The organism is Streptomyces sp. NPDC003248, assembly GCF_055563235.1.
The window spans coordinates 80724-94395 of record NZ_JBVHDT010000015.1; the positions used below are offsets into that span (position 1 = coordinate 80724).

Here is a 13672-nt window from a genome sequence, read left to right on the forward strand (position 1 = left end):
GCACCGTCACCTCCCGGACGACAACCCGCCGTACCCCGGCAACCCCGCGCCCTCCGGCGGCAACTGACGGGTGACAACCTGTCCGCCCCCCGCCGGGAGGTACCCCCCGTGCAGCACCCGCACCCGCACCCGCCGCCGCACCCGGTCACGCACCGCAAACGGCGCCGCGGCGCGGTCCTCGCCGCCGCGGCCGCCGTGACCGCGCTGGTCGCGGCCGGTCTCACCACGCTCTCCACGGACACCGCCGAGGCGGCCACGGCCCGCCAGGTCGAGGCCCTCGACCGCGGTGTCGTGAGCGTGCACACCGACAGCGGCAACCTGGTCAGCTGGCGCTGGCTGGGCACCGACCCGGACGACATCTCCTTCAACGTCTACCGGGCCGGCACCAAGGTCAACTCCACCCCGATCACCGGCTCCACCAACTACTTCCACTCCGGCGCGCCCGCCCAGGCCGACTACACGGTCCGCGCGATCGTCGGCGGCGTGGAACAGGCCGACTCCGTGCACGCGGTCCAACTCCGGTCCGGCTACACGGACGTGCCCATCACCGCCCCCACCGGCGGCACCACGCCCGACGGCGTCGCCTACACCTACGAGGCCAACGACGCCTCCGTCGCCGACCTCGACGGCGACGGGGCACTGGACTTCGTGCTGAAGTGGCAGCCGACGAACGCCAAGGACAACTCGCAGTCCGGCTACACCGGCAGTACCGTCATCGACGGCATCAAGCTCGACGGCACCCGCCTGTGGCGCATCGACCTGGGCCGCAACATCCGCTCCGGCGCCCACTACACGCAGTTCCAGGCGTACGACTACGACGGCGACGGCAGGGCCGAGGTGGCCATGAAGACCGCCGACGGCACGGTCGACGGCACCGGCGCCGTCATCGGCAGCTCGTCCGTCGACTACCGCAACTCCAGCGGCTACGTCCTGTCCGGCCCCGAGTACCTGACCATGTTCGACGGGGAGACCGGCAAGGCCCTGGGCACGGTCGACTACGTCCCGGCCCGCGGCACGGTCTCCTCGTGGGGCGACTCCTACGGCAACCGCGTCGACCGCTTCCTCGCGGGCACGGCGTACCTGGACGGCGTCCGCCCGTCGCTGATCATGGCGCGCGGCTACTACACCCGCACGGTGATCGCGGCCTGGGACTGGCGGAACGGCGCCTTCACCCGCCGCTGGACCTTCGACACCAACTCCTCCACCAACACGGGCAAGGGGTACGACGGCCAGGGCTCGCACAGCCTGTCCGTCGGGGACGTCGACGGCGACGGCAAGGACGAGATCGTCTACGGCGCGATGGCCGTCGACGACAACGGCAACGGCCTGTGGACCACGAAGACCGGCCACGGTGACGCCCAGCACCTGGGCGACCTGGACCCGTCGACGTCGGGCCTGGAGTACTTCAAGGTCTCGGAGTCGACCTCCCAGCCGGCCGAGCTGTACATCGATCCGGCGACCGGCGCGATCCGCTGGCAGCTGTCGGCGTGCTGCGACAACGGCCGGGGCGTGGCCGGCGACATCTACGCCGGCAACGACGGCGCCGAGGTCTGGTCGGCCTCCGACACGTACATCCGCGACGAGGCCGGCGCCACCAAGGGCCGCGAGCCGTCCTCCGTCAACTTCCTGTCCTGGTGGGACGGCGACACCGTGCGCGAACTCCTCGACGGCACGAACATCGACAAGTACGGCACCTCCTCCGACACCCGCCTGCTGACCGGCTCCGGCGTCCACTCCAACAACAGCACCAAGGCGACGCCGTCCCTGTCCGGCGACATCCTCGGCGACTGGCGCGAGGAGGTCGTCTGGCCGACGACGAACAACACGGCCCTGCGCATCTACTCGACCCCGATCGAGACCAGCACCAAGATCACGACCCTGCTGCACGACACGATGTACCGCACGGGCCTCGCCTGGCAGAACACGGCGTACAACCAGCCCCCGCACCCGAGCTTCTTCCTCGGCAACGGGATGGCCACGGCCCCGCGGCCGGCGGTCTACACCCCCTGACCGCACAGGGGCGCGTGCCGCATCCGGCACGCGCCCCCTTCGGGTCGGCCGACCGTGCAGGGTCAGCAGACCAGACCCTGCACGGTCAGCTCACCGTGCAGCTCTGCTCGCCCAGCTTGAACGCCGCCGGTTCCGCGTTCGTCCCCGACCAGCTCCCGGTGAAGCCGAAGCCCACCGACGAGCCCGCCGCCACGTTCGCGTTCCAGCCGACGTTCGTCGCCGTCACCGCCGCGCCCGACTGGGTGTGCGCGGCGTTCCAGATCTGCGAGACGGTCTGCCCGTTCGGGAACGTCCAGCCGAGGCTCCAGCCGGACCACGCGCTCGACCCCGTGTTGGTGAGCTTCACGTCCGCCTGGAAACCGCCTGACCACTGGTTGACGATGCTGTACGTCACGGCGCAGGCGCCCGTCGGCGTCGGATCCGTACCGCCGCCGCCGTCCCCGCCGCCGTCCCCGCCCCCGGTGTCGGAGGTGTCGCCGTAGACGACGCCGCGGCCGTTGGTCGAGATGTAGACCCGGCCGTAGACCCTCGGGTCGCCGGTGATCGCCGCGCCGGTCCAGCCCCACTGGTGGGCGTCGTCGTTGATCCTGGTCCAGGTGGCGCCCTGGTCCGTGGAGCGGAAGACGCCCCGCACGCCGGCGATCTTCGCGCTGGTGTAGAGGGTCTGGTAGGACGCCCCGGACGCGGCCTTGCCGAAGCCGATCGTGTCGGCCTCCTCGACGTTCGACAGCTCGGTGAACGTCGCGCCGCCGTCCGTGGAGTGCCACAGCCCGTACGCCCCGTCGCTCGCCCCGCCGGCCAGCCACACGTCGCCCTCCACCCCGGGCAGCGCCTTGAACCGCACGCTGTCACCACTGGGCAGGCCCGTCGCCGAGGACGCGGTGAAGGTCGCGCCGCCGTCCGTGCTGACGTAGAACTTCCCCGACTTGAAGCCGTAGAAGGTCAACGGGTCGACGCGGTCCGACTCCACGGTCGCGCCGGCCGGGATGCCGCTCGACGCCGACCACGACGAGCCGAAACCGGTGGTGTACTGGACGCCCGTGCCCGCCGGGCTCCACACGAAGCGGCTGCCGTCCGCGGCCGCGGCCACGGTCCCGCCGCCGCTCACGCCCGAGGGGTCCGTCCCCGCGAACCAGTTGGCGCCGTTGTCCGTCGAGAACGCCACGTGCGGGCCCGAGTCCAGGTTGCCGACCCGCACCACCGTGTTCGGGTTGGACTCGGCGTAGTCCAGGCTCGTCGTCGAGGTGAAGTTCGGCGAGGTGAACATCATCGACGGGACCGTCGTCAGGTCCGTGTGCCGGAACCCGCCGACGTCACCGAGGGCGCTCAGCAGCGGCGCCCCGGACGGCGGGGAGGCGAGGTCGTTGACCGCGGTCTCCTCCAGGCCCCGCACCATCGGCTTGATGGTGAACTGGGAGCCGCTGTCCCAGTTCGTGAGGTTCTCCGTGCCGTAGACGGTCGCCCCCGTCCCGTACATCATCCGGTTCGAGTCGAACGGGTCGATCTCCAGCGACTCCGTCATCCACCCCAGCTTCGGCGTCTGCTCGGGCGGCGAGGGGTTCGCGCCCCAGGTCAGCCAGGGCGAGGAGGAGACGTCCATCGTGTAGCGGTTGGCGCGGTTGGGGTACGACGTGTAGTCCCACGCCTTCGTCCAGGTGCCGCCGCTGTCCGTGGAGCGGAAGATCTGGGTGTCCGGCCACCAGGAGCTGTAGGCGGTGGCCATGACGGTGCCGGGGTTCTGCCGGTCGACGGTCAGCCCGCTGAAACCGTAGTAGGTGTCGGCCTCCGCCACCGGGCTGATGTCCGTCCAGGTGCCGGTCGCCGTCGCGTACCGGAACAGCCGGCCCTTGCCGCCGTCGTAGGGGCCGCCCTTGTCGCTGTAGGCGAGGTAGAGGTAGCCGTTCTCCGCGTCGAGCACGCCCTTGTGCGCCAGGTAGCCGGTGGGCTGACCGGCCAGCCTGCTCCAGGTCGCGCCCCCGTCCGTCGACCGGTACACCGCGTTCTGGAGGTCCGCCACCCCGACGTAGATCGTCTGCGTGGCGGTGCCGGAGCTGCCGGTGGACTCGTCGAAGGTGACCCAGACGATGCCCTGGTTGTCGCTCGCGTAGCCGGAGGTGTCGGTCGCGTCCTGGACGTAGTTGCCGACGTTGGGGAAGTTCGTCACCTGCGACCAGGTGACGCCCGAGTCGGTCGACCGCCACAGCCCCTTGCCGCTGGGGGCGCCCAGGTAGAGCACGCTGTTGCGGTTCGGGTCCACCGCGAGCCGCTCGCCCATGCCCCGGCCGGGCATGTTGCCGCCCAGCTTGAACGGCAGGTCCGTCTTCTGCCAGCTCGCGCCCCGGTCGGCGGAGCGCAGCACGGCCCCGTTGCCCGGGTCCCAGCTGTTGGTGTACGTGCCGACGGCGGCGTAGACGTTGTCCGGGTCGACGGAGTCGGAGGCCAGGCTCACCACGCCCGTGTGCCCCCAGTCCGCCCAGCCGACCGAGTCCAGCAGCGGTGTCCACGTCTGGGTCGACTCCGCCCAGCGGTAGGCGCCGCCGATGTCGGTGCGCGCGTAGGCGAGGTCCTTCTCGGTGCGGTTGAAGACGATCCCGGGGACGAAGCCGCCGCCGTCGATCCGGGCGTTCTTCCAGGTGTACGACTCTGCCGCCACGGTGACGTCCGGGCCGGTGTCGGCCGCCAGTGCGGGCGGGGTGCCCGCGAGCAGGCCGGCGGCGAGCGCCAGGACGGCGGTCAGGATGCGGGTTCTTCGCACGGTGGGGTCCTTCCTCGTGAGGCCATGTGGAGCCATGGGGGAGGAGGTGCGGGGAGGAGGTACGAGGAGCAGGTGCGAGGAGCAGGTGCGCCGAGCGGGTGCGGGGGAGGAGCGACGACCGGGCGGTCCCCTGTGCGGTGGGGACCGCCCGGCGCGGTACGCGGAGCCTTAGCGGGGGCTTATTCGAGAAGCTCCGCGTACGAGCCCATGGCCAGGGCGATGTCCGCCTGGGCCCAGAACCGGTGGTACGTGAACACGGGCGCGGCTCCGCCCGCGAGATAGCTCTCGATCGTCGACCAGTTCGGCTCGTCCTCGTAGAAGGACCTGATCGAGTCGAAGGTCGAGGAGGAGTTCACCGCGTCGCCGTTCGGCATGGTGCCGGTCCAGCCGCTCGGGACGTACACGGCGTCGTCGAAGCGGTTGTAGTCGGCGCGGGTCTCCGGGACGGCGATGCCCAGGCTGTCCTGGTGGTTGTCCCACATGCCGTCGAGGAGGGCCTTGGCCGTCGTCGCGGCCTCGGTGTCACCGGAGCGGTCGGCGTAGTACGTCAGGGTCTTGGCGTACGCGGCGGCCACACCGACGTCGTCGGTGTAGTCGGCGACGGTGACGTGCAGCCCGCTGTTGGCTCCCGGGCTGGCGGCGTTCCAGGTGTCGGGCTGGCCCGACCACTGGAGCGTGGAGGGGATCAGGTAGGTGCCGTCCGGGTTCACGGTGGTCTCGGACAGCGCCCAGTCGACCCACTTGTCGAGGACGGTCTTGGCGTCCGCGTCGCCCGTCTGCTGGTAGTACTCGGCGACCCGCTCCATCGACCACGCCTGGAAGCCGAACCACTGGTTGGACGGCGGGTCGTGGTAGACGGGCTGCTGGTCGTAGTACATGCCGTAGAACGTCGACGTGCCGGCCGGCGGGGTCGCGTAGCGGCCCGCCCAGCTGTTGGTCGCGCCGCCCGCGATGGCGCCCTCGGACGACTGGAGCCAGCGGTAGAACTCCAGCTGCCGGTCCAGCGACCGGGCCCAGTCCGCCTGGCCCGTCGCCGACTTGGGCTTCAGGTCGGCGTAGCTGCTGAGCGCGTAGGCGGCCAGCGGGTTCTGGTAGCCGCCGTGGGTGTGGCTGGAGCCGATCCGCCAGGCCCAACCGGCGCTGGTGTCGGTGGCGCCGCCCCAGGCGTAGTACCAGGACAGCAGGTAGTGCGAGGCGTCCTTGCCGGTGCCCGCGGGGCAGGCGGAGGCGCCGACGCAGTTGCCGACCTTCTTGAAGTACTTGTCGTACATCGCGTAGCGCAGGTAGTCGCCCATCTTGGCCGCCTTGGCGACGGTGGCCGAGACCTGGCCGCCCTGGCCCTGCTGCTCGGCCCAGACGTCCGCCCAGTACGCGGCCTGCACGGCCCGGGCGTCGGCGTCCGGCGCGTTGGTGAACTTCCACTGCTCGGCGTAGGAGGCGTCACCGGTGAACAGGTCCAGGTACCCGTTCGTCCCGCCATAGGTGAAGTTGTCGCAGGTCGGCTGGGGCACCGTCTCCCACACCGACTCCTGCGCGCCGCGCTGGAAGGTGTTGATGTAGGAGGGGCCGGTGTCGGAGGGGCCGGCCTCGCACTTGCCGGGCGAGTTGCCGTAGCCGTAGACGTTGTCGACGTCCTGGAGCCAGTGCATGCCGTAGACGTCGTCCGTGCCGTACGCGGTCTCCAGCTCGGCGGCGATCGGGTCCGTGCCCACCGCCACCGTCCCGTCCAGCTGCGCCGGGTACTCCTGCGGCGTGTCCAGTTCCGGCGCGTAGGTCGCCGGCTTGGACGCGTTGTAGAAGGAGTTCGTCGGCTGGTCGGCGTGGGTGGGGATCATGTACTTCTCCATGATCTCCCAGGCGCCGTTGAACCGGGTCCAGTCGCCCGTGACCTTGCCGTACATGGCCTGGAGCCACAGCAGGTAGCTGTAGGCCTCCGAGGTGGTCTCGTGACCGTGGTCGGGGGCCTCGACGATCAGCGTCTCCACCGAGTGGTACGGGATGCCCTCGGGGGAGAAGTAACCGTTCGCCGGGTCGGTGATCTTGCCGTAGAGCTCCAGGAAGCGGGCGTCGTACTCCTGCGACGCGGCGATCTGGGTGACGGTGACCGAGGCCTTCGCGTGCCCGGTGGCCGTCGACTCGAAGGTCGCCGAGCCGGTGCCGGAGGCGTCGCCCGTGATGGTCACCTTCTGGGCGGTGCTCCAGTTCGACGGGGTGAAGGTGAGGCTCGCGCCGCCGGTCACCGTCAGCCCCGTGTTCCCGCTCGTCCGGGCGGTCGTCACGGTCACGTTCGCCGACGGCTGCGTCGACAGCTTCACCTCGTACGACCCCGTCGCGCCCTGCTGCACGGCGAGCTGGGTGGCCGAGGCGACCACGGCCGGTCCCGAGGCGACCGTGATGCCGACCGGCGCGGAGGACGCGGACGCGCCGAGGCTGTCGTACGCCTTCGCCAGCAGGGAATGACTGCCCACGGTCAAGCCAGAGGCGGAGAGCGAGAACGGCGCGCTGGTGTCGGTGCCGAGCAGGGCCGTGTCGTCGTAGAACTCGACCTTGGTGACGGTCGCGCCGTCGGCGGCCGCGGCGGTGGCCGCGAGCGGCACCGCGTCGCCCTGGGTGTAGACGGCGCCGGCCGCCGGGCTGGTCAGCACGGTGACGGGGGGCTGATGGGCGCCGGTGCACACGGTGCCGTTGACGGAGAAGCTCGTGGGGGCGGCGTTGGTGCCGCTGTAGGTGAACTGCGCGCCCGCGGTGACCGCCGCGCCGGCGGCGACCGTCCCGTTGTACGAGGCGTTGTTCACGGTGATCTGCTGACCGGACTGCGACCAGGTGCCGTTCCAGCCGTTGGTCAGCTTCTGGTTGCCCGTGTAGGCGTACGTCAGGGTCCAGCCGCTGATCGGGTCCGTGCCCCGGTTGGTGAGGGTCAGTTCGGCGGTGAAGCCGGAGCCCCAGTCGTTGGTCTTGTAGTCCACGCTGCACTGGACCGCCGCCTGGGCGGGGGTCGCGCCGGTGCTCAGCATGGCCACGGGGAGCGTGAGGGCCGCCACGACGGCGGTCCACAGGCGCCGCGCCGCGCGGCGTCTGCGTGAGGGATCCATGGTGCTGGTTCCTCCTTGCGGCTCGGAGAAGGGGGAGGAGCAACAAGCCTTGAACCAGTGGGAGCGCTCCCATAGTGGAGAGGGGGTGGAGTGCGGTCAAGGTGCTTGAAGAGTCGAAAAGATTCGACGGAAGGAAGTTGAGGGAAAGTCAGCGCCTCCCTTGTTCTTTGCCGACCCTTGGCGCTAGCTTCATTGACACCAGTGGGAGCGATTCCATCAGTCGGCGCGTCCGTCACGACGTGCCCGAGCTGCAAGGAGTCGCTCATGCGACACCCCCCGCGTTCAGTACTTTTAGCCGTCACCGGCACGGTCGCCCTGAGCCTGGGCGCCACCCTGCCGGTCGTGACGGCGCAGGGAGCCACGCCCGCGTGCACGGTGGAGTACTCCGTCACCGGTCAGTGGGACGCCGGCTTCCAGGGGGCCGTGACCGTCACGAACAACGCGGCCGCCGTGAGCGGTTGGAGCCTCGGCTTCGACTTCGCGAACGGCCAGACGCTCACGCAGGGCTGGAACGCCAAGTGGTCCCAGTCCGGCACGACCGTCACCGCGGTGAACGAGAGCTACAACGGCACGCTCGGCACCGGCGCGAGCGTCAGCGCCGGGTTCCTGGCCACCTGGTCGGGGACCAACGCCGTACCGACCGCGTTCCGCCTCAACGGCACCACCTGCAACGTCGACACCGACCCCACACCCACCTCCACCTCCACGTCCACGCCGCCCCCCACCCCGACCCCCACCCCGACCGATCCGCCGGACACCGGTGACGAGCCGCCCGTGCTGCGCGTCTCCGGGAACCAGCTCGTGGACGCCGACGGCACCGCCCGTCGTCTGCTCGGCGTCAACCGTTCCGGCGGCGAGTTCATGTGCGTGCAGGGCCGCGGCATCTTCGACGGCCCCGTCGACGACGCCGCCGTCCAGGCGATCGCCGACTGGAACGCCAACACCGTCCGCATCCCCCTGAACGAGGAGTGCTGGCTGGGCCTGTCCACCATCCCGACCGAGTACGGCGGGGCGCGGTACGTCGCCGCGGTCGAGGACCTGGTGGCCCGCGTCGAGGCGCACGGCATGACACCGATGCTCGAACTGCACTGGTCCTGGGGCCAGTACACGGGCAACTCGGCCGGCTGCTCCGACGTGCACGCCTCCTGCCAGAAGCCGATGCCGAACATGCAGTACACACCGGCGTTCTGGACCTCGGTGGCCGACACCTTCAAGGACGACCCGGCGGTGGTGTTCGACCTGTTCAACGAGCCCTACCCGGACCGCGCGACGGCCACGACCGCCGAGGCGTGGCAGTGCTGGCGGGACGGCGGCACCTGCTCCGGCATCGGGTACGAGGTCGCCGGCATGCAGGACCTCGTCGACGCCGTACGGTCCACCGGCGCCACCAACCTGATCCTCGCCGGGGGACTCGCCTACTCCAACGACCTCAGCCAGTGGCCGGCCCACCGGCCCACCGATCCGGCGGGCAACCTCGCCGCCGCCTGGCACGTGTACAACTTCAACTCCTGTGCCAGTGAGAGCTGCTGGAACTCCACGCTCGCCCCGGTCGCCGCCCAGGTTCCGCTGGTGGCGGGGGAGATCGGGGAGAACACCTGCGCACACGGTTTCGTCGACCAGGTCATGCAGTGGTTCGACGACCGCGACCTGTCGTACCTCGGCTGGACCTGGAACACCTGGGACTGCTCCTCGGGTCCGTCCCTGATCTCCGACTACGACGGGACGCCCACGGCGTACGGCACCGGGCTGCGCGACCATCTGCGCGCCCTGGACGGATGACACACCCGTACGGCACGAGATCCGCACCGCACGCCATCCGCGCCGCACGCCATCCGCACCACCCGCACCTCCGCACCGCCCGCACACACGCATATCCGCACCGCACGAGATCCGCAACGAGAGGGAAACCCGCACTCATGAGCCGCAGCAGAACAGCGATACTCGCCGCGCTGGCGCTGGTCGCCGGTGCCTCCGGGACGGCACTCGCGGCCGTCCCCGCAGACGTCGGCATCGCCGCCGTCCCCTGCTCCGTCGCCTACCAGGTGCAGAACGACTGGGGCAGTGGATTCACCGCCAACGTCACCGTCACCAACAACTCCACCGCGAAGTCCAGCTGGTCGGTGAACTGGTCGTACGCCGGCAACCAGAAGATCACCAACGGCTGGAACGCCAAGATCACCCAGTCCGGGACGGCCGTCACCGCCGCCAACGAGAGCTACAACGGCGCCCTGGCGACCGGCGGGTCGGTCAGCTTCGGCTTCCAGGGCACCTACAGCGGCACCAACGCCGTCCCGGCCACGTTCACCCTCGACGGCGTCACCTGCAACGTCGACGACGGCGGCACCGACCCCACCGACCCCACGGACCCGACCGACCCGACCGACCCCTCCGACCGGGTCGACAACCCCTACACCGGCGCCAAGGTGTACGTGAACCCCGAATGGTCCGCGAAGGCCGCCGCCGAGACCGGCGGCAGCCGCATCTCCAACCAGCCCACGGGCGTGTGGCTCGACCGGATCGCCGCCATCGAGGGCGTGAACGGCGGCATGGGCCTGCGGGACCACCTCGACGCGGCCCTGGAGCAGCAGGGCTCCGACGAGGAGGTCGTCCAGCTGGTGATCTACGACCTGCCCGGCCGTGACTGCGCCGCCCTGGCCTCCAACGGGGAGCTGGGCCCGACGGAGATCGACCGCTACAAGAGCGAGTTCATCGACCCGATCGCGGAGATCCTCGCCGACCCGGCGTACGCCTCGCTGCGGATCGTCACCACCATCGAGATCGACTCGCTGCCCAACCTCGTCACCAACACCGGCAGCCGGGCGACCGCGACCGCGGCCTGCGACACCATGCTGGCCAACGGCAACTACGTGAAGGGCGTCGGCTACGCGCTGAGCCAGCTCGGCGCGATCCCCAACGTCTACAACTACATCGACGCCGGTCACCACGGCTGGCTCGGCTGGGACGACAACTTCGCGCCGTCCGCCCAGCTCTTCTACCAGGCCGCCAACGCCGAGGGCGCCACCGTCGACGACGTCCACGGCTTCATCACCAACACGGCGAACTACAGCGCCCTGAAGGAGAACAACTTCACCATCAACGACACCGTCAACGGTACGTCGGTGCGCCAGTCGAAGTGGGTCGACTGGAACCGCTACGTCGACGAGCTGTCGTACGCGCAGGCCTTCCGCAACCAGCTGGTGACGGCCGGCTTCGACTCCGGCATCGGCATGCTGATCGACACCTCCCGCAACGGCTGGGGCGGCACCGCCCGGCCCACCGGTCCGGGCGCCACGACCTCCGTCGACACCTACGTCGACGGCGGCCGCTACGACCGCCGCATCCACATCGGCAACTGGTGCAACCAGGCCGGAGCCGGCCTCGGCGAGCGTCCGCAGGCCGCCCCGGCGACCGGGATCGACGCCTACGTCTGGATGAAGCCGCCGGGCGAGTCCGACGGCTCCAGCACGGCGATCGAGAACGACGAGGGCAAGGGCTTCGACCGCATGTGCGACCCGACGTACACGGGCAACGCCCGCAACGGCAACAACCTGTCGGGCTCCCTGGCGGGCGCCCCGCTCTCCGGCCACTGGTTCTCCGCGCAGTTCCAGCAGCTGATGCAGAACGCCTACCCGCCGCTGTCCTGACCGGGTGACACCGGGCGGAGCCCCTGCCGGAACCGTCGCCGACGGGCCGGTGGGGGCTCCGCCCCCGTTTTTTGCCGTACCGGCAACAGCGGTGGCCTCCGCCCGGTGCGTCGGCGCACGCTGTCGGCACACCGGAGGAGAGGCTGACCACCATGGCGCACCAGCAGCACGGACACCACTGCCACCAGGGCCACGAGGGCCACCAGGGCGGTGCCGCCCACGGCCCGGACCACCCGGACCGGCCGGACGACCACCCGGACCGGCCGCACGGCGGGCACGGGCACCACCACGGGCACGGCCAGGACACCGACATCGACTGGGCCGAGATGGCCGAGCACCTGGAGACGCAGGCCGAACTCTTCACGCCCCTGTACGAGCGGGCCCTGTCCTGGCTGGGCAGGGAGGTGACCGAGCCGGGGCTGATCGTCGACGTGGGCAGCGGCCCCGGTGTCGTCTCCTGTCTGTTCGCCGAGACGTTCCCCGGTGCGCGGGTGCTGGCCGTCGACGGTTCGGCGCCGCTCCTGGAGCGGGCCCGGGCGCGGGCCGGCCGGCTCGGCCACGGGGACCGGTTCGACACCCTGGCCGGTGACCTCCCCGGCGTCCTCGCCGAGCTGGACTACCCGGCCGACCTGCTGTGGGCCGGCCGCAGCCTGCACCACCTCGGCGACCAGCGCGCCGCCCTGGCCGCGTTCGCCGAGCGGCTCGCGCCCGGCGGCACGCTGGCGATCATGGAGGGCGGGCTGCCGTCCCGGTTCCTCCCCCGCGACCTGGGCATCGGCCGCCCCGGCCTGGAGGCGCGGCTCGACGCGCTGGAGGCGGAGTGGTTCGCCCGGATGCGGGCCGGCCTGCCCGGCTCGGTCGCGGTGACCGAGGACTGGGCGGCGCTGCTGGGCGCCGCGGGTCTGAAGCAGGCCCGCTCCCGCACCTTCCTGCTCGACCTGCCCGCCCCGGCCTCCGACCGGGCCCGCGCCTACGTCGCCGCCTCCCTCGGCCGGCTGCGCGACGGCTTCGGCGAGGTGCTCGACGCCGACGACCGCGCCGTCCTGGACCGGCTGCTCGACCCGGCCGACCCCGCGGGCCTGCACCGCAGGCCGGACGTGTTCGTCCTGGCGGCCCACACCGTGCACACGGCGGTCAAGCCGGTCCAGGGGTGAGCGACCGGTCCGGGGGGTGCACCGGACGTGTCCCCGGACGACCGGTCCGGGGGCGCGCCGAACACGTCCCCCGGACCGGTGGTGGCGAGTCCGCTCAGACCACGTCGAACGCGGCCGGGTCCGGGCCGATGCGCCGGTCCTCGTTCAGCGCGCTGATCGCCGCCAGGTCCTCGGTGTCCAGGCTGAAGTCGAAGACCTCGATGTTCTCCTTGATCCGGGACGGGGTCACGGACTTGGGGATCACGATGTTGCCGGTCTGGAGGTGCCAGCGCAGCACGACCTGGGCCGGGGTGCGGTCGTGCTTCTGCGCGATGGCGACGATCGCCGGGACCTCCAGCAGACCCTTGCCCTGGCCGAGCGGCGACCAGGCCTCGGTGGCGATGCCCTGCTCCGCGTGGAACTCCCGCGCGGCGTGCTGCTGGAGGTGCGGGTGGAGCTCGATCTGGTTGACGGCCGGGATGACCGACGTCTCGCCGATCAGCCGCTCCAGGTGCTCGGGGAGGAAGTTGGAGACGCCGATGGCCCGGACGCGGCCGTCCGCGAGGAGCTTCTCGAACGCCTTGTAGGTGTCGACGTACGTGCCCCGGGCCGGCAGCGGCCAGTGGATCAGGTACAGGTCGACGTAGTCCAGGCCCAGCTTCTCCAGGGAGGTGTCGAACGCGCGGAGCGTCGCGTCGTAGCCCTGGTCGCTGTTCCAGAGCTTGGTGGTGAGGAAGATGTCCTCGCGGGGCACGCCGGAGGAGGTGATCGCCTTGCCGGTGCCCTCTTCGTTGCCGTAGATCGCCGCTGTGTCGATGCTGCGGTACCCGGCCTCCAGGGCGGTGCTGACCGCCCGCTCCGCCTCGTCGTCCGGCACCTGCCAGACGCCGAACCCCAGCTGGGGCATCTCGACGCCGTTGTTGAGGGTGATCGGGGGGACCTTGCTGCTCACGAGCTCTCGATCCTTCGGTTGTCCGTCAAATGTTCCTCCCATCGTCAACGATCACGAGGCGGGATGCATTCCTGACCCCCGGATTC

General features: G+C 70.9%; 7 protein-coding genes. 4 read left to right on the forward strand and 3 right to left on the reverse strand.

The genetic code is table 11. The annotated features are described in order from the left end of the window. The first annotated feature begins 108 nt into the window (after nt 1-108). Nucleotides 109-2010, forward strand: a complete 1902-nt coding sequence (locus ACZ3KJ_RS28755; protein WP_467531203.1) for a rhamnogalacturonan lyase — start codon at nt 109-111, stop codon at nt 2008-2010. 85 nt (nt 2011-2095) lie between these two features. Here ACZ3KJ_RS28755 and ACZ3KJ_RS28760 read toward each other — a convergent pair whose 3' ends face one another. Together ACZ3KJ_RS28760 and ACZ3KJ_RS28765 are read right to left on the reverse strand one after the other, a co-directional pair. Further along, entirely contained in the window at nt 2096-4765 is a 2670-nt protein-coding gene (locus tag ACZ3KJ_RS28760) for a cellulose binding domain-containing protein (RefSeq protein ID WP_467531206.1), read from the reverse strand. A 179-nt stretch (nt 4766-4944) separates the two neighbouring features. Continuing rightward, nucleotides 4945-7857 (reverse strand): glycoside hydrolase family 48 protein, encoded by a 2913-nt coding sequence (locus ACZ3KJ_RS28765; RefSeq protein WP_467531207.1) that lies wholly within the window; start codon nt 7855-7857, stop codon nt 4945-4947. 264 nt (nt 7858-8121) lie between these two features. Between ACZ3KJ_RS28765 and ACZ3KJ_RS28770 the strand changes: the two genes are divergently transcribed. The 3 genes from ACZ3KJ_RS28770 (at nt 8122) to ACZ3KJ_RS28780 (ending at nt 12655) form a co-directional block, all read left to right on the forward strand. Next, nucleotides 8122-9636: a cellulase family glycosylhydrolase gene (locus tag ACZ3KJ_RS28770; protein WP_467531209.1), complete on the forward strand. Its 1515-nt coding sequence runs from the start codon at nt 8122-8124 to the stop codon at nt 9634-9636. A 137-nt stretch (nt 9637-9773) separates the two neighbouring features. Then, nucleotides 9774-11501 carry a glycoside hydrolase family 6 protein gene (locus ACZ3KJ_RS28775; protein ID WP_467531211.1) on the forward strand — a complete coding sequence of 576 codons (1728 nt, stop codon included), beginning with the start codon at nt 9774-9776 and terminating at the stop codon, nt 11499-11501. A gap of 152 nt (nt 11502-11653) precedes the next feature. Beyond that, nucleotides 11654-12655 carry a class I SAM-dependent methyltransferase gene (locus tag ACZ3KJ_RS28780; protein WP_467531213.1) on the forward strand — a complete coding sequence of 334 codons (1002 nt, stop codon included), beginning with the start codon at nt 11654-11656 and terminating at the stop codon, nt 12653-12655. Between the two features lie 94 nt (nt 12656-12749). On the opposite strand, the gene ACZ3KJ_RS28785 is transcribed toward ACZ3KJ_RS28780, so the two are convergent. Then, the gene (locus ACZ3KJ_RS28785; protein ID WP_467531214.1) at nt 12750-13586 is read right to left on the reverse strand and encodes an aldo/keto reductase; all 837 of its coding nucleotides are present in this window, start codon (nt 13584-13586) and stop codon (nt 12750-12752) included. Nucleotides 13587-13672: the final 86 nt, after the last annotated feature.

What these genes read in the sequence shown, in the direction of transcription:
- ACZ3KJ_RS28780 (WP_467531213.1), top strand. Translation starts at nt 11,654, where the DNA reads ATGGCGCACCAGCAGCACGGACACCACTGCCACCAGGGCCACGAGGGC.
- ACZ3KJ_RS28770 (WP_467531209.1), top strand. Translation starts at nt 8,122, where the DNA reads ATGCGACACCCCCCGCGTTCAGTACTTTTAGCCGTCACCGGCACGGTC.
- ACZ3KJ_RS28765 (WP_467531207.1), bottom strand. Translation starts at nt 7,857, where the DNA reads ATGGATCCCTCACGCAGACGCCGCGCGGCGCGGCGCCTGTGGACCGCC.
- ACZ3KJ_RS28775 (WP_467531211.1), top strand. Translation starts at nt 9,774, where the DNA reads ATGAGCCGCAGCAGAACAGCGATACTCGCCGCGCTGGCGCTGGTCGCC.